This window comes from Mesorhizobium sp. BR1-1-2, assembly GCF_020165435.1.
Classification (GTDB): domain Bacteria; phylum Pseudomonadota; class Alphaproteobacteria; order Rhizobiales; family Rhizobiaceae; genus Mesorhizobium.
On the sequence record NZ_JAIUID010000005.1, the window covers coordinates 39,160 to 55,756 of the forward strand.

Here is a 16,597-nt window from a genome sequence, read left to right on the forward strand (position 1 = left end):
AGTTCGGGCGGCACGCGCATTCGCAGTAGAGTCATTCAGGGAAGGAAGCTGATCCATGACGTCAGTCGGTTTTGTCGGACTTGGAACCATGGGCGCACCGATGGCCCGCAACGTGCTCAAGGCGGGGCACCCACTGACGGTCTTCGACCTCAATCCCGTGGCGGTGAAAAAACTGGTCGACGCCGGCGCCCGGGCGGCGGCGTCGCCGCGCGAGGTTGCGCAGCAATCGGAAATCGTCATCACCATGCTGCCGGATGCGCCTGATGTGGAGGCCGCCGTGCTCGGTGCCGACGGCATCGGTCAGGGCCTCAAGCCCGGCAGCCTCTATATCGACATGAGCACGATCGACCCGCAGACCACCCAGCGCATCGGAGCATGGCTGGCGCAGCGCGGCGTCGACATGATCGACAGCCCGGTCGGCAAGACGGTGGAGCACGCCATCGCGGGAACCTCGACGCTGATGATCGGCGGCGATGCCGCCGTGCTGGAGCGCGCCCGCCCGATCCTGTCGAGCATGGGGGCCGACCTTATCCATTGCGGCGGGCTCGGCATGGGGCAGGCAATGAAGCTCACCAACAACCTGCTGGCCAGCGTGCTGATCACGGCCAGCTCCGAGGCGCTGGTCGCCGGCGCCAAGGCGGGCCTGACGCTCGACACCATGATCAGCGTGCTGAAGACGACGATGGCCTGGAACCAGCAATTGGCGGTGGCGATGCACAATCGCGCGCTCAAGGGCGACTTCGAGCCCGGCTTCATGGTCAAGCTTGCCCACAAGGATTGCCGGCTTGCCCTGGCGATGAACGATGCGCTTGGCGTCGAGACGCCGGTCGGGGGCGCCACGCTCGCCGTGCTCAGGGAGGCGATGGACGCCGGCATGGCCGGCAAGGACGTCGGCGCCGTGCTGAAGCTGCGCGAAGACGCGACCGGCGTCCAGGTCCGGCTTGCCGGCGCATGACCAAGCCTGGAGCCATAGTGCTGCACGCTGACGACGACGTGGCTGTCCTCGTCGAACCAGTCGAGGCAGGCGCCGAAGTGACGACGCGAGGCGCCCGCGAGGGGCTTGTCCTCAGGGCCGGCGCCGCGTTGCAAGCCGGCCATAAGCTGGCGTTGCACGACCTGGCCGCCGGCTCCATCATACGCAAATACGGCGAGGCGATCGGCCGCCTGACGGCTGCCGTGGCGGCCGGCGACCACGTCCACGTGCACAATCTGCAAAGCCTGCGGGGACGCTGACGCCCGACCAGCATCCCGAACAGGCCGGACCTTTATCGATCTGCCATGGCCACGCCGTCCTTGCGGTTGCCTCCTGGCCGGTTCACTGCCACATATTGCAACATCATTCGTTCGATATGAGGCTCTTCATGTCCCCCGACAGCCGTCTGCCGGCACGTGCCCTTGCTCCCCGCCGCCATGACGAGATCCTGAGGCGCCTGGGCGTCCAGGGCTCCGTCAGCGTCGCCGAACTGGCCGGTTTCTTCGACGTCTCGCGCGAGACCATCCGCCGCGACCTGAAGCTGCTTTCTGACCAGGGACGGCTCGGCATCGTGCATGGCGGCGCCGCTCGCTTCGAGCCGAGCGAGCCGGCAATGAGCCTGCGCAGTCGGGAGAATGCGCACGGCAAGGCCGCCATCGGCAGGGCGGCGGCCGGCCTTGTCAGCAGCGGTATGGTGGTCTTTCTCGATTCCGGCACCACCACCTTGGCCGTCGCGCAGGCCATGAACGACCTGCGCGATCTCACCATCTGCACGACCAGCCTGAAGATTGCGCTGCATCTGTGCCATGTCCCCGGCATGCGTGTGCACATACTGGGCGGTGAAGTCGACCCGGGCGAGGAGGCCGCTTCCGGCATCGATGCGCTCGATGCAATGGCGCGCTTTCGCGTCGACATCGCCTTTCTCGGCGGCGGCGCGTTGTCCCCCGATGGCGAGGTGACCGATTTCACCAGGGCCGGTGCCGAGCAGCGCGGCCGCATGATCGCGCTCGCCGGCAAGACCTATTTCGTCCTCGACAGCAGCAAGTTCGGCAAGCTGACGCCGCTCAGGATTCCGAACTTCGATCGCGCCGCCGGCGTTATCGTCGACGTCCGGCCGCAGCCTGCGCTTGCCGACGCCCTTCTGCAAAAAGGACCGGAGCTGATCATCGCGTCTTGATGTGATATTTTGTGACTTTTTGACTTGATATTTGGTTTTGCTGTGTTAGCTTGCCGGCCATTCCTCAAGATGGCGGAACGCTCATGGCACATGAATTTCCAACGCAGGCACGCGTCGTGATCGTCGGCGGCGGCATCATCGGCTGCTCCGTCGCCTATCACCTGACGAAGCTCGGCTGGGCCGACGTCGTACTGCTCGAGCAGGGGCAGCTCAGCGGTGGCACCACCTGGCATGCCGCCGGCCTTGTCGGGCAGTTGCGCAGCCATTCCAACATGACCAGCCTGATCCGGTATTCCACGCAGCTTTATGGCGAACTGGAGGCCGAGACCGGTCTCGCCACCGGCTGGAAGAACTGCGGTTCGCTATCCGTTGCTCGCACCGCCGATCGCATGACGGTGCTGAAGCGCACGGCTGCCTCGGCGCGCGCCCAAGGGGTCGAGATCGACGTCATCTCAGCAAAGGAAGCAGGCGATCTGTGGCCGGTCATGGCGACGGACGATCTGGTCGGTGCGGTCTGGCTGCCTGGCGACGGCAAGGCCAATCCGACCGATCTCACGCAATCGCTCGCCAAGGGCGCGCGCAATCGCGGCGCGAGGATATTCGAGCGGGTCAAGGTCACCGGCATCACGGTGAGAAACGGCGTCGCCTGCGGTGTCGAGACCGACCGCGGCGACATCGCCGCCGAGATCGTCGTCAACTGCGCGGGCCAGTGGGCGCGTAAGGTCGGGCTGATGTGCGGCGTTTCGGTGCCGCTGCATTCGGCCGAGCACATGTACATCGTCACGGGCCGGATCGAGGGTGTGCATCCGGACCTGCCCGTGATGCGCGATCCGGACGGCTTCATCTATTTCAAGGAAGAGGTCGGCGGGCTGGTCATGGGCGGCTTCGAACCGCATGCCAAGCCGTGGGGCATGAACGGCATCCCCGAGAATTTCGAGTTCGCGCTGCTGCCGGACGATTGGGACCAGTTCGGGATTCTGATGGAAAACGCGCTGGTGCGCGTGCCGCGGCTGGCGCAAGCCGAGGTCAAGAAGTTCTACAACGGTCCCGAGAGCTTCACGCCCGACAACAACTTTCTCCTCGGCGAGGCGCCGGAGCTGAAGAATTTCTATGTTGGCGCCGGCTTTAACTCGATGGGCATCGCCAGCGCCGGCGGCGCCGGCAAGGCACTGGCCGAGTGGATCGTCAACGGCGCGCCGACCATGGATCTGTGGCCTGTCGATATCAGGCGCTTCGCCGCCTTCAACAACAATCCGCGCTGGCTGCATGACCGCGTCAAGGAGACGCTCGGCCTGCACTATGCCATGCCGTGGCCGAACCGCGAGCTGGACACCGCCCGACCCTTCCGCCGCTCGCCGCTCTATGACCGGCTGGCAGCCAGGGGCGCCTGCTTCGGCTCCAAGATGGGCTGGGAGCGCGCCAACTGGTTCGCGGGCCCGGGAGAGAGGGCCGGGAACGACTATGCCTTCGGCCGCCAGAACTGGCACGAGGCGGTCAAGCGCGAAATGAAGGCGACGCGCGAGGCTGTCGCCGTGTTCGACCAGACTTCCTTCGCCAAGCTCCTCGTCCAGGGCCGCGACGCCTGTGCCGTGCTCAACCGCATCTGCGCCGGCAATGTCGATGTACCGGTCGGTACATCCGTTTACACGGGCGTTCTCAACGCGCGCGGCGGCTACGAAAGCGATCTCACCGTGATGCGGCTTGGTGCGCAAAAATTCCTCATCGTCACCGGTTCCGCGCAAGCGGTCCACGACGCCGACTGGATCGCCAGGAACATCCCACCGGACGCGCATGCCATCCTGACCGACGTCACCTCGTCCTACGCGGTGCTGGCGCTGATGGGGCCGCGCTCGCGCGATCTCCTGAGCAAATTGTCGTCGGCCGATCTTTCCAATGCCGGCTTCCCCTTCGCCACCATCCGCGAGATCGACATCGGCCACGCTACCGCCTACGCCAACCGCATGACCTATGTCGGCGAGCTCGGCTGGGAGCTGATCGTGCCGACCGAATTCGCCGCCGGCGTCTACGAGGCGCTGCACGAGGCTGGCGGCGAATTCGGCCTCCTGGACGCTGGCTATTACGCGCTTGATGCCTTGCGCATCGAAAAGGGGTTTCGTGCCTGGGGCCGTGAGTTGACGCCTGACATCACCCCTTGGCAGGCGGGGCTCGGCTTTGCCGTCGCCATGGACAAACCGGGTGGCTTCATTGGCCGCGACGCGCTGGTCGAGGCCAAGCCGTCGACGGCCCCGGCAAAACGCATCGTACTGTTTACGCTCGACGATGCCGAGCCGATGCTGTGGAGCGGCGAACTGATCCTGCGCGACGGCAAACCCGTCGGCGAGGTCCGCTCGGCTGCCTACGGCCACACGCTTGGCCGCTCGGTGGCGCTCGGATTGATCGAGAACGAGGCGGGCGTGGACGCCTCGTTTCTGGCTAGCGGCCGTTTCGAGATCGATCTTGCCGGCGTGCGCCACGCGGCCACGGCACATTTGCGCACCCCTTACGACCCGAAGTCGGAAAGGGTCAAAGCGGATGTGGAGGAGATCAGGGCTGCGGCTTAATCCGCCGACATCGAACGCGCCATGTCGAGGAAGGCGCGCACCAGCTTGCCGCCGCTGCGTTCGCGCAGGCAGATCAGCGCTTCGTCCATCAAGGTCTCAGGCGCGTCGAGCGCGATCGCTACCAGCCGCGAATCCTGGCCGAATTCGGCCGCCGAGACAAAGCCGATGCCGGCACCCGAGGCGACGATCTCGCGGACGGCTTCGCGGCCTTCGGCCTCGATCACCGGCCTGAGTTCGACCTTCGATGCCGCGGCCAGATCCTCGAGCTTCTGGCGCGTCTTGGAGCCGCGCTCCCGCATGACCAGCGATTCCTGCGCGAGTTGCTTGAGGCTCAATGATTTCTTGCTCGACAGCGGATGATCGACGGACGCAAAAGCGATGATCGGCGTCGAATTGAGTTTCAGCACCTCGAAGTCGCGTCCGGTCGGCACCTCGCCCAGCACGCCGATGTCGGCATCATAGCTGTAGAGGCTGCTGATCACCGTCTCGGTGTTGCCGGCGCGCAGCGAAACCTGGACGCCGGGATAGCGCGCGCGAAAACTGCCGAGGATGTGAAGCAGATGATGCGCGGCGTCGGCGACGATGCGCAGCGTGCCGGAGCGCAGGGCGCGAGATTCCGTCAGAAGCTCGAGCGCCTGTTGCTCGGTGTCGAACATGCGGTGGGTAATTTCGAGCAGCTTCTGGCCCGAATGGGTCAGCGTGACCTGCTTCTTGTTCCGGTTGAACAGCAGCACGTCATATTCTTCCTCGAGCTTGCGCACCTGGTCCGAAATTGCCGGCTGCGTCAGGAACAGCGCTTCCGCGGCACGTGAAAACCCACCTGATATCGCCACCTGGTGAAAGGCTCGCAATTGAACGTAGCGCATGTTCTCAGCCTTCTAGATCCGAGTTTCGGCCGTCAGCCTATCATAAGCCTTGCAGGCAAAAAGGCATGAAGGAACGATTCTTCTTATATCTGGGGATGATCGCCTACGGTCACGACCGTGTCATGGCTCGCACGCAGGCTGCGCTCGGCCGGAGGCGCGATTATCCCGCCGGGCAATAATTTGACTGCAAGCCATATCATCGGCTGAGATTATACATCGATACAAAATAACGATTTTACAAATATGTCGTTCCAGCCAAGAATGTCTCCACATAGAAGCAGCGGAGGACACTATGCTCGCCGAGACGAAATTTGCCGCAGAGCCGTTGGCCGGTCCGGCGCTGGGCGAGCCGTACCTGCTGACGCCGGGGCCGCTCACCACCTCCTATCCGGTCAAGCAGGCGATGCTGCGCGACTGGGGATCCTGGGACGGCGATTTCCGCGCCATGACCTCAGACATGCGCCGCCGCCTGCTGGCCCTGACCGGCGACGCGAAAGGCGAATTCGACTGCGTGCCGATGCAAGGCTCAGGCTCCTTCTGCGTCGAGGCGATGCTGGGCTCGTTCGTGCCGAAGGACGGCAAGGTTCTGGTCCTGGCCAATGGCGCCTATGGCCTGCGCGCGGCCCAGACCATGCAGTATCTCGGCCGCGCCTATACGCTGATCGACAAGGGCGACTACCTGCCGCCGCGCGGCGACGAGGTGGCCGCCGCCCTCGAAGCCGATACTGCCATCACGCATGTGATCGCCATCCATTGCGAGACCAGTTCCGGCATCCTCAACCCCGTCGCCGAGATTGCCGAGGCCGTCCATGCCAAGGGCCGCAAGCTGCTGGTCGATTCCATGAGCGCCTTCGGTGCCATCGCGCTCGACGTCAACGAGATCCGCTACGAGGCGATGGTCTCGTCCGCCAACAAGTGCATCGAGGGCGTGCCGGGCTTCGGTTTCATCATCGCCCGCAAGAGCGAATTGGAAGCCGCCAAGGGCCGCAGCCACTCGCTGTCGCTCGACGTCCATGCGCAGTGGGCGCATATGAACAAGACCGGGCAGTGGCGCTACACGCCGCCGACCCATGTCGTGGCCGCCTTCCTTGAAGCGCTTCGCCAGCACGAGGCCGAAGGCGGGGTTGCCGGCCGCGGCGCCCGCTACACCAGGAACCGCGACGTGATGGTGGCCGGTATGCGCGAGCTCGGCTTCGAGACATTGCTCAGGGACCGCTGGCTGTCGCCGATCATCGTCACCTTCTTCAACCCGGCCCACGCCAACTTCGCCTTCGACCGCTTCTACGAGCTGATGAAGGACAAGGGCTTCATCATCTATCCGGGCAAGCTGACCGTCGTCGATAGCTTCCGTATCGGCTGCATCGGCCAGATGGACGAACATGTCATGCGCCGCGTCGTAGAGGCGGCGGCGCAGTCGCTGAAGGAGATGAACGTCGATACCGCCGCTCCTCCCGCCGCGGCAATCGCCGAGCGCGCCAAACTCGCCGCCTGAAGCGGCAGAATTTTCGAGGATTTCGATGAACCAGATGTCTCCCATCAACGTCGCGGTCAACGGCCGCACCTACGCCTGGCCGCGTGTGCCGGCCATCGCCATCTGCCTTGACGGCTGCGAGCCGGCCTATCTCGATGAGGCCATCAAGGCCGGGCTGATGCCGGCGCTGGCCAGGATCAAGCAGAAGGGCACGGTGCGTTTTGCGCATTCGGTCATTCCGAGCTTCACCAATCCCAACAACCTGTCGATCGCCACCGGCCGCCCGCCCTCGGTGCACGGCATTTGCGGCAACTATCTCTACGAACGCGAAACCGGCAAGGAAGTGATGATGAACGACCCGCGCTTCCTGCGCGCGCCGACCATCTTCCAGGCCTTCTACGATGCCGGCGCCAAGGTCGCCGTCGTCACCGCCAAGGACAAATTGCGCGCGCTGCTCGGCAAGGGCCTCGCCTTCGACGACGGCCGTGCGCTGTGCTTCTCGGCGGAGAAGTCCGACACGACGACTTCAGCCGAGCACGGCATCGACAATGCCTCGAAGCATTTCGGGCTGCCGGTGCCGGAAGTCTATTCGGCCGAACTGTCGGAATTCGTCTTCGCCGCCGGCGTCCAGCTGCTGAAGGAATTCCGTCCCGACATCATGTACCTGACCACCACCGACTATGTGCAGCACAAATACGCGCCGGGCGTGCCGCAGGCCAACGCCTTCTACGAGATGTTCGACAAGTACCTGACCGAGCTCGATGCGCTAGGCGCGGCAATCGTCGTCACCGCCGACCATGGCATGAAGCCCAAGCACAAGCAGGATGGTTCGCCCGACGTCGTCTATGTCCAGGACCTGCTTGACGAATGGCTGGGCAAGGATGCCGCGCGCGTCATCCTGCCGATCACAGATCCCTATGTCGTGCATCACGGCGCGCTCGGCTCCTTCGCCACCGCCTATCTTCCTGATGGTGCGGACCAGGCCGACATCATGGCGCGGCTGGCGAAGATCGACGGCATCATGTTGGTTGTCGACAGCCCGACCGCCTGCGAGCGCTTCGAACTGCCGGCCGACCGCATCGGCGACATCGTGCTGATCTCGACGCAGAACAAGACGATCGGCACCTCGGAACACCGCCACGACCTGGCGGCCCTCAACGAGCCGCTGCGCTCGCATGGCGGGCTGACCGAGCAGGAGGTGCCGTTCATCGTCAACCGCGTGCTGCCCGATTTGCCCGATGAGCCGACACTGCGCAATTTCGACGCCTTCTACTACGCGACGCTTGCCGCGGCGTTGGCGTAAGCTGAGCCAGTGTCGACCCCCACTCCGCCTCGCTCCGCTCGGCACCTTTCCCCCGATCGACGGGGGATAGGAAAGGCGCCAAGCTGTCTCTGCCGCGTTTTGGCTTGGAAATTATCGGGCGCTCACGTTGCCGAACTTCCTCTCCCCCGTCGATCGGGGGAGAGGTTGCCCGAATGGCCGGAGTGGGGGTCGATCCTCCGCCGCGGCATGCCAAAGAATCTGCTGGAGCAGAGCACATGACCCAACTCGACCCTGCCATCAAAGTTCGCCACGAGCCGATGCGCATCGCCGGCAAGAAGGTTGATGCCGACGACGTCGTCGAGGTGCGCTATCCCTGGAACGACACCGTTATCGGCACCGTCCCTGCCGGCCGCGCCGAGCATGCCCGCCAGGCGTTCAAAATCGCCGCCGGCTACAGGTCGAAGCTGACGCGCTACGAGCGCCAGCAGATCCTGTTTCGCACGGCGGAAAAACTGGCGTCGCGCCGGGAGGAAATCTCTGATCTCATCACGCTCGAGCTCGGCATCTCCAAGGCGGATTCGCTCTATGAGGTCGGCCGCGCCTATGACGTGTTCACATTGTCGGCGCAGATGTGCATCCAGGATGACGGCCAGATCTTCTCCTGCGATCTCACCCCGCACGGCAAGGCGCGCAAGATCTTCACGACGCGCGAGCCGCTGAAGGCGATCTCGGCGATCACCCCGTTCAACCATCCGCTCAACATGGTCTCGCACAAGGTGGCGCCGGCGATCGCCACCAACAATTGCGTGGTGGTCAAGCCGACCGAACTGACGCCGATGACGGCGCTGCTTTTGGCCGACATCCTCTACGAAGCCGGCCTGCCGCCGGAAATGCTGTCGGTGGTGACCGGCTGGCCGGCCGACATCGGCAACGAGATGATCACCAACGACAATATCGACCTGATAACCTTCACCGGCGGCGTGCCGGTCGGCAAGATGATCGCCCGCACCGCCGGTTACAAACGCCAGGTGCTGGAGCTCGGCGGCAACGATCCGCTGATCATCCTCAATGATCTCTCGGACGACGATCTGGCCAGGGCCGCCGATCTGGCCGTCGCGGGCGCCACGAAGAACTCCGGCCAGCGCTGCACGGCGGTCAAGCGCATCCTCGTCCAGGAAAGCGTCGCCGACCGCTTCGTGCCGCTGGTGCTGGAGCGGGCCAGAAAGATCCGCTTCGGCGACCCCATGGATCGTACGACAGATCTCGGCACCGTCGTGCATGAGAAGGCGGCGGCACTGTTCGAAGCCCGGGTCCACATGGCCGCCGGACAGGGCGCTGAAATCCTCTACAATCCGGGCCGGCAAGGCGCGCTGCTGCCGCCGATCGTCGTCGACCGCGTGCCGCACACATCCGAACTGGTCATGGAAGAGACCTTCGGGCCTATCATCCCGATCGTGCGCGCACCGGACGACGACGAGGCGCTGATCGCGCTATCGAACTCGACCGCCTTCGGTCTGTCGTCGGGCGTCTGCACCAACTCGTTTCCGCGCATGCAGAAATACATCGCCGGCCTTGAGGTCGGCACGGTCAATATCTGGGAAGTGCCGGGCTACCGCATCGAGATGTCGCCCTTCGGCGGCATCAAGGACAGTGGCAATGGCTACAAGGAAGGCGTCATCGAGGCGATGAAGAGCTACACCAATGTGAAGACGTTTTCGCTGCCCTGGTCCTGACCCGACCGCTCGGCCGACAGAACAACCGAGGGGGCGTCCCACGCTCCCTCATTCGCGTTTCGGAGACGGTTATGGCCGCGATCAAAGAGCTTGTGCACACCGAGGGCGATTCCAACACCACGGCGGCCCGCAGCCGCTGGGATTCCGGGCAGGACGACCCGCGCATCCGCGGGCTGCTTGACCGCGACGCTTCGGCCTTCATGCACCAGAGCCTGTCCAGCCCCTGTCTTTCGACGATCGCCAAGGCCGAAGGCATCTGGATCGAGGACACCGCCGGCCGGCGTTTCATGGATTTTCACGGCAACAGCGTGCACCATCTCGGATATGGCCATCCCAAGCTGGTAGCCGCGATCAAGAAACAGCTCGACGATCTCTGTTTTGCGCCGCGCCGCTTCACCTGCGAACCCGCAGTCGAACTGGCCGAGAAATTGGCCGAGCTGGCGCCCGACGATCTCGGCAAGGTGCTGTTCACGACAGGCGGTTCCGACGCCATCGAGGTGGCGCTGAAGATCGCGCGCGCCGCGACCGGCCGCTTCAAGACGGTTTCGTTCTGGGATGCCTTTCATGGCGCCGGCTTCGGTGCCGCAAGCGTCGGCGGCGAAGCGACCTTCCGTTCCCATATCGCCGGTCCGATGATGACCGGCACCGAACATGTCGCGCCCTGGGACGGCTACCGCTGTCCTTACGGCCACGGCACCCTGGAAGCCTCCGGGCTCGCCTGCGCCAACATGATCGCCTATGTCCTCGGCCGCGAACAGGATGTGGCCGCGGTCGTCGCCGAGCCGATGCGGGCAACGCCCAACCCGCCGCCGCCGGGTTTCTGGAAGCGGGTGCGCGAGGCCTGCGACCGGCACGGCACGCTGCTGATCTTCGACGAGATCCCGACCGGCCTTGGCAAGACCGGAAAATTCTTCGCCCATGAGCATGACGGCGTGACGCCGGACATCGTCGTTCTCGGCAAGTCGCTCGGCGGCGGCATCCTGCCGATCGCCGCTGTCATCGCCCGCCGCGATCTCGACGTTACCGGCGGTTTTGCCATCGGTCACTACACCCACGAGAAGAACCCGGTGACGACGCGCGCGGCGTTGACGACGATCGATATCATCCTGGAAGAAGGACTGGTCGAGCGTGCGGCCGAGCTTGGCCGGCATATGCTGGGACGCATGCAGGATCTGATGGGGCGCTCGCCCCATGTCGGCGATGTCAGGGGCAGGGGACTGATGGTCGGCGTCGAACTTGTCGAGGACCGTACCTCGCGCCAGCCCGCGCGCGATCTTGCCGAACGCGTCTTCTACGCCTGCCTCGAACGGGGGCTGAGCTTCAAGGTCAGCCATGGCAACGTGCTGACGCTATCGCCGCCGCTGGTGATTTCGAAAGCCGATCTCGACCGTGCGCTCGATATCGTCGAACGCGCCGTGCTGACGGCCTGAGCATGAAGGCAGTCCGCACCGACCGCGAGCTTGAATGCCCAGGCATCGATGCCGGCTTGCGGGCAAGGGGCGTCGAGCTGGTGACGCTGCCGGACGGCATTTCCGAGGCGGAGCTCAAAGCCGCGGTCGCCGACGCCGATCTGCTCTTGATGTGCTACACGCCAGTCACTGCGGAGGTGATCGACGCGGCGCCCAGGTTGAAGGGCATCGTCAAATATGGCGTCGGTATCGACGCCATCGATATCCCTGCCACCATGCGGCGTGGCATTCCCGTCGTCAACGTGCCCGAATATGCCGAGGAAACCGTCGCCGAAGGTGCTTTCGCCATGATGATCGCGCTGGCCAAGCGGTTGCCCGCCATCACCACGGCGGTATCGCGCGATGGCTGGATCTGGCCCGAGCCGCGCTGGCTGGGACGCGACATTTCAGGCGCCACGCTTGGGATCGTCGGTTGCGGCAAGATCGGCCGCAGCATGGCGCGCATGGCCGGGCAGGGGTTCCATGCGCGGCTTCTTGGCTTCGATCCCGGTGTCGACGCCGAAACGATGCGCGCCGCCGGCATCGAAAAAGCCGACGACCTCCGGACAATGCTTCGCGCCTGCGACTTCGTCTCAATCCATTGCGTGCTGAACGACACCACGCGCGGCCTGATCGGCAAGGCTGAACTCGCCTGTCTCAAGCCTTCCGCCATCATCGTCAACGTCTCGCGCGGCGCGCTCATCGACGAGGCGGCCCTTGTCGAGGCGATCGTTTCCGGGCGCATCGGCGGCGCCGGGCTCGATGTCTATTCGGTCGAGCCGCTGGCCAAATCGGGCCATTCGATGAGCGCGCTTTTCGGCCGCGACGACGTCATCCTGTTCCCGCACCTCACCTTCTTTACGCATGAGGCGATGCGCCGGCTCGAGGACGACACGCTCGCGCGCTGCTTTGAGATTCTCGACGGCCGGCCGGTGACCGTGCGCTCGTCCGACCCGCGGTTGCGGGCGCAGACTTCTGGCGTTTCATTCGTCTGATCATCACCTGCTCGAACGCTTCGACGGCCTGCCCTGAGCAGGCCGAAACATGTTCACGACATGACTGCGACGGTTCCATGACAACTATCAGATGAAGTTTGCCTGTCATAAAATAAATAGATTTTACTTATCGATATCCAATCCCCAGAGTTGTCCATATCGACGACCCTGCCGGTACTGATCGAAGCAGAAGCAGCCGGCGCGGTCGCCACAGTGCATCGCAGAATGTGCCAACAATCAAAAGGGGAACTGGACATGAAATCACGCAACGCAACCATGGTCGCGGCTTTCGCCGCGTTGCTGGCGTCGGCTGCCCTCATCGGGCCGGCGATGGCGGATGGCGTCGTCACCATCTACTCCGCCGATGGCCTGCATGACGGCAACGGCAGCTGGTTCGAAACCGAGTTCGCCGCCTTCACCAAGGCCACCGGCATCAAGGTGCAGTATATCGAGGCTGGTTCGGGCGGTGTCGTCGAGCGTGTCGCCAAGGAGAAGTCGAACCCGCAAGCGGACGTGCTGGTGACATTGCCGCCCTTCGTGCAGCGCGCCGCCGCCGGCGGCCTGCTGCAGGATTACAAGCCCGAAGGAGCGGATCAGATCGACGGCGGCACCGACAAATACCGGCCGCTGGTCAACAACTACATGAATTTCATCTACAACAGCGCCGTGCTTTCGGAAGCGCCGAAGAGCTACGACGATCTGCTGGACCCGAAATTCAAGGGCAAGATCCAATACTCGACGCCCGGCCAGGCCGGCGACGGCACCGCTGTCATGCTGCAGATCATCCATGCCTTCGGCGGCGAGGATGCAGGTTTCGAGTTCATGAAGAAATTGCAGGACAACAATGTCGGCCCTTCCGCCTCGACCGGCAAGCTGACCGCGCTGGTCAACAAGGGCGAGCTGCATGTCGCCAATGGCGATTTGCAGATGAACATGTCGCAAATGGCCGACAATCCCAACATCAAGGTGTTCTGGCCGGCGGGGCCTGACGGCGTTCGCTCCACCTTTGCGCTGCCTTATGAGATTGGCCTGGTAACCGGCGCGCCCAATGCCGACAATGGCAAGAAGCTGATCGACTTCCTGCTCTCAAAGGAAGCTCAGTCGAAGGTCAGTTCCGTGGCTCTTGGCCTGCCGGCCCGCAAGGATGTGACGCCGAACGACGCCAATTTCGCGAAGGCGCAGGAGGCGATGAAGGGGCTGACCATCTGGTCGCCGAACTGGGATGACGCTCTGGCCAAGCTGCCCGACTACGTCAAGCGGTGGAACGAAGCGACCGGAAGTTGATCCCTGCCAATCCGGAGGACCATGCCATGTCGGCCGCCGCTTTTACTGGGACCAGTGTCATGGACATCGACGCCGCGAAGGTTCGCGGCGCCGGCTCCAACGTCCATTTCGACAAGGTCGTTGTCGCCTATGGCGCGCATGTCGTCCTGCATCCGCTGACCCTGGATATTGCTCCCGGCGAGATCCTGGCGATGATCGGCCCGTCCGGCTCCGGCAAGACCACCGCCTTGCGGGCGGTGGCCGGCTTCGTGCGGCCGAGAAGCGGACGAATCCGCATTGGCGCGACGGATGTGACCGATCTGCCGCCTTATGAGCGCGGGCTCGGCATGGTGGTGCAGAACTACGCGCTGTTTCCGCATATGCGGGTCGAGGACAACGTCGCCTTCGGCCTCAGGGCTCAGGGCGCCGACAAGGCGCTGATCGCCGAGCGGGTCAAGGATGCACTCGGCACCGTCGGCATGGCTGCCTATGCAGCACGTTATCCGCGCGAGCTTTCCGGCGGCCAGCAGCAGCGTGTCGCGATTGCGCGCGCTCTTGCCGTGCGGCCCCGCGTGCTGCTGCTTGACGAGCCGCTTTCAGCGCTGGACGCACAGATCCGCCGCAACATGGTCGAGGAGATCGCCAGGCTGCACCGCAGCCTGCCGGGCCTGACGATCCTCTATGTCACTCACGACCAGACAGAGGCGCTCACCCTCGCCGACAAGATCGCCATCATGCGTGACGGGTCCGTCTGTTCGCATGGACCGACGACCGAGCTCTACCGCCGCCCGCCCAACCGCTTCACCGCCGAGTTTCTCGGCCGCGCCAATCTCCTGCCGGTAACCATTGCCGAGGCTGCCGGCTCCAGGGGTTTTGCCGCGGCAAGGCATGGCGATGCGGTGCTCATGGGGACCGGCCGTGACGAGAAGGCCGGCGACAAGAGCCTGCTTTGTATCAGGCCCCAGCACCTCAGCTTGACGGCCGATGGCGACCATACCAACCGCATTGTCGGCACGCTCCTGGAGGTGCACTGGCAAGGCGAACTCACCCATCTCGTGCTCGATGTCGACGGCACGACGGTGCGCGTCTCGGCGACGAGACTGCCGATGGCCCTACCGGAACCCGGCGCCAAGGTGCCGCTGTTCTTCGCGCCCACCGACACCTCGCTCGTTCCGGAAGACGCCGGTGTCTGAGGCTGTCGCCATCGCCTCGCCGGCAATCAGGAGAGAGCCTGGCAGATTCTGGATCGTGCCGCCGGCCGCACTCTTGGCCCTGCTGTTCTTCTATCCGCTGGCGCTCATCGCCCGGCAGGCCTTCCTGGACGATAGCGGGGTTGCCAATGTCGCCGAAGTGATCCGCGTCCTGCATTCGCGTTTCTTCCTCAACGCGCTGATCAACACGGTGACGATTTCAGCTACCGCGACTGCCGGGTGCCTGATCGTCGGTCTCGTGCTGGCACTGATCCTGGCCTTCGTTCCGTTCCCCGGCAGCGGCTTCATCGCCAGGCTGATCGACACCTTCATCGCATTGCCGACCTTCCTGGTGACGCTCGCCTTCACTTTCCTCTACGGTTCGGCAGGCATGCTCAATGCAGGACTGATGGAGGCCTTTTCACTGCCGTCGCCGCCCGTCGATTTCCTCTATTCGACCTGGGGCGTGGTGCTGGCCGAGGTCACTGTCTACACGCCGTTCATCCTGCGGCCGCTGCTTGCCGCCTTCTCGCTCGTCGACCGCGGCCAGATCGAAGCGGCAAGCGTGCTCGGCGCGCGGTCGTTCCGCATCGTGCGCCAAATCATCCTGCCGGCTGCTATCCCGGCGCTCATTGCCGGCGGGAGCCTCTGCCTGCTTCTCACCGTCAACGAGTTCGGCATAGTGCTGTTCATCGGCGCCAAAGGGGTCATCACGCTGCCGCTGCTGATCTATGGCAAGGCGATCCAGGAATCGGCCTATCAGGTCGCCTGCGTTATCGCCCTGATCAATATCGCGCTGTCGCTCGGCCTGTTCGGGCTTTATCGTTTCGCAGCCGGCCGGCTGGGGGTCTAGCCATGCTGGTCTGGTCCCGCTCCGGTCGCCTCGTTCTGTGGCTCCTCTTCGCGCTGATCTTCGGTGTGCTGTTCCTGGCGCCGCTTGCGGTCATCCTCTTGTCCAGCCTTGCCGGCCAGTGGAACGGGGTGCTGCCGAGCAGCCTGACGACGGAACACTACGGCGACGTCTTGCATGGCGCGGCCGGCGATGCGGTCAAGGCCAGCCTTCTCACCGGTTTTGCAGCCAGCGCGCTGGCGCTGGTCAGCGGCACCTGGGCGGCGCTGTCGCTGCGGGTCCAGGGACATGCGCTGCGGCGCCTGCTCGGCCTGTTGTTCTTCATCCCCAGCGCCGTGCCGTCGGTCTCCGTCGGGCTTGGCCTGCTGGTCGCCTTCAGTCATCCGCCGCTGCTGCTCAACGGTACGATCGCGATCGTCATGATCGCGCATTTCGTGCTGATCTCGGCCTTTACCTTTGGCAACGTGTCGGCCGGACTGGCGCGGCTCTCGCCCGATTTCGAGCAGGTGGCATCGAGCCTCGGCGCGCGGCCGGCCTACCGCCTCTGGCACGTCACCTTGCCTCTGCTCGCACCCTATCTGGTCGCGGCGTTCGGGCTCAGCTTCGCGCTGTCGATGGGTGAACTCGGCGCCACCGTGATGGTCTATCCGCCGGGTTGGGTGACGCTGCCGGTGTCGATCTTCAGCCTCACTGACCGCGGCGACATCTTTGCCGGCGCGGCGCTCACCATGATCCTGGTGGTGGCGACCCTGGCTCTGCTGCTCGGACTGGAGCGCATCACCGCCCGCGCCACGGGATCGTAGCGC

14 protein-coding genes are annotated in these 16,597 nt (G+C 64.4%); 13 read left to right on the top strand and 1 reads right to left on the bottom strand.

Going from position 1 to position 16,597, the window contains the following annotated elements:
* The first annotated feature begins 55 nt into the window (after positions 1-55).
* The 4 genes from LB551_RS12785 to LB551_RS12800 all read left to right on the top strand — a co-directional run bounded on the left by LB551_RS12785 (position 56) and on the right by LB551_RS12800 (position 4,711).
* Positions 56-955: an NAD(P)-dependent oxidoreductase gene (locus tag LB551_RS12785; protein WP_224659394.1), complete on the top strand. Its 900-nt coding sequence runs from the start codon at positions 56-58 to the stop codon at positions 953-955.
* Positions 952-1,233, top strand: a complete 282-nt coding sequence (locus LB551_RS12790; protein WP_224659395.1) for a UxaA family hydrolase — start codon at positions 952-954, stop codon at positions 1,231-1,233. The genes LB551_RS12785 and LB551_RS12790 overlap by 4 nt, the downstream gene beginning before the upstream one ends.
* A 128-nt stretch (positions 1,234-1,361) precedes the next feature.
* On the top strand, positions 1,362-2,150 hold the full coding sequence (locus tag LB551_RS12795) for a DeoR/GlpR family DNA-binding transcription regulator (protein ID WP_224659396.1): 789 nt from the start codon (positions 1,362-1,364) through the stop codon (positions 2,148-2,150).
* An 83-nt stretch (positions 2,151-2,233) separates the two neighbouring features.
* Positions 2,234-4,711: an FAD-dependent oxidoreductase gene (locus tag LB551_RS12800; protein WP_224659397.1), complete on the top strand. Its 2,478-nt coding sequence runs from the start codon at positions 2,234-2,236 to the stop codon at positions 4,709-4,711.
* Here LB551_RS12800 and LB551_RS12805 read toward each other — a convergent pair.
* The gene (locus LB551_RS12805; protein ID WP_224659398.1) at positions 4,708-5,577 is read right to left on the bottom strand and encodes a LysR substrate-binding domain-containing protein; all 870 of its coding nucleotides are present in this window, start codon (positions 5,575-5,577) and stop codon (positions 4,708-4,710) included. The genes LB551_RS12800 and LB551_RS12805 overlap by 4 nt on opposite strands.
* A 292-nt stretch (positions 5,578-5,869) precedes the next feature.
* Between LB551_RS12805 and LB551_RS12810 the strand changes: the two genes are divergently transcribed.
* From LB551_RS12810 to LB551_RS12850, 9 genes are all read left to right on the top strand, one after another.
* The gene (locus tag LB551_RS12810) at positions 5,870-7,069 is read left to right on the top strand and encodes a 2-aminoethylphosphonate--pyruvate transaminase (protein ID WP_224659399.1); all 1,200 of its coding nucleotides are present in this window, start codon (positions 5,870-5,872) and stop codon (positions 7,067-7,069) included.
* Positions 7,070-7,094: 25 nt separating this feature from the next.
* The gene (gene phnA / locus LB551_RS12815) at positions 7,095-8,351 is read left to right on the top strand and encodes a phosphonoacetate hydrolase (RefSeq protein WP_224659400.1); all 1,257 of its coding nucleotides are present in this window, start codon (positions 7,095-7,097) and stop codon (positions 8,349-8,351) included.
* Positions 8,352-8,587: 236 nt separating this feature from the next.
* Entirely contained in the window at positions 8,588-10,045 is a 1,458-nt protein-coding gene (phnY, locus tag LB551_RS12820; protein WP_224659401.1) for a phosphonoacetaldehyde dehydrogenase, read from the top strand.
* Positions 10,046-10,116: 71 nt separating this feature from the next.
* On the top strand, positions 10,117-11,475 hold the full coding sequence (locus LB551_RS12825) for an aspartate aminotransferase family protein (RefSeq protein WP_224659402.1): 1,359 nt from the start codon (positions 10,117-10,119) through the stop codon (positions 11,473-11,475).
* Between the two features lie 2 nt (positions 11,476-11,477).
* On the top strand, positions 11,478-12,488 hold the full coding sequence (locus LB551_RS12830; RefSeq protein ID WP_224659403.1) for an NAD(P)-dependent oxidoreductase: 1,011 nt from the start codon (positions 11,478-11,480) through the stop codon (positions 12,486-12,488).
* Between the two features lie 255 nt (positions 12,489-12,743).
* On the top strand, positions 12,744-13,772 hold the full coding sequence (locus tag LB551_RS12835; protein ID WP_140564380.1) for a 2-aminoethylphosphonate ABC transporter substrate-binding protein: 1,029 nt from the start codon (positions 12,744-12,746) through the stop codon (positions 13,770-13,772).
* 59 nt (positions 13,773-13,831) lie between these two features.
* The gene (locus tag LB551_RS12840; RefSeq protein WP_224659404.1) at positions 13,832-14,944 is read left to right on the top strand and encodes an ABC transporter ATP-binding protein; all 1,113 of its coding nucleotides are present in this window, start codon (positions 13,832-13,834) and stop codon (positions 14,942-14,944) included.
* Complete coding sequence (locus LB551_RS12845; RefSeq protein WP_224659405.1) at positions 14,937-15,794, top strand: 2-aminoethylphosphonate ABC transporter permease subunit; 858 nt, start codon at positions 14,937-14,939, stop codon at positions 15,792-15,794. Before LB551_RS12840 ends, LB551_RS12845 begins: the two co-directional genes overlap by 8 nt.
* A gap of 2 nt (positions 15,795-15,796) precedes the next feature.
* Positions 15,797-16,594 (top strand): ABC transporter permease subunit, encoded by a 798-nt coding sequence (locus LB551_RS12850; protein ID WP_224659406.1) that lies wholly within the window; start codon positions 15,797-15,799, stop codon positions 16,592-16,594.
* Positions 16,595-16,597 lie beyond the last annotated feature (3 nt).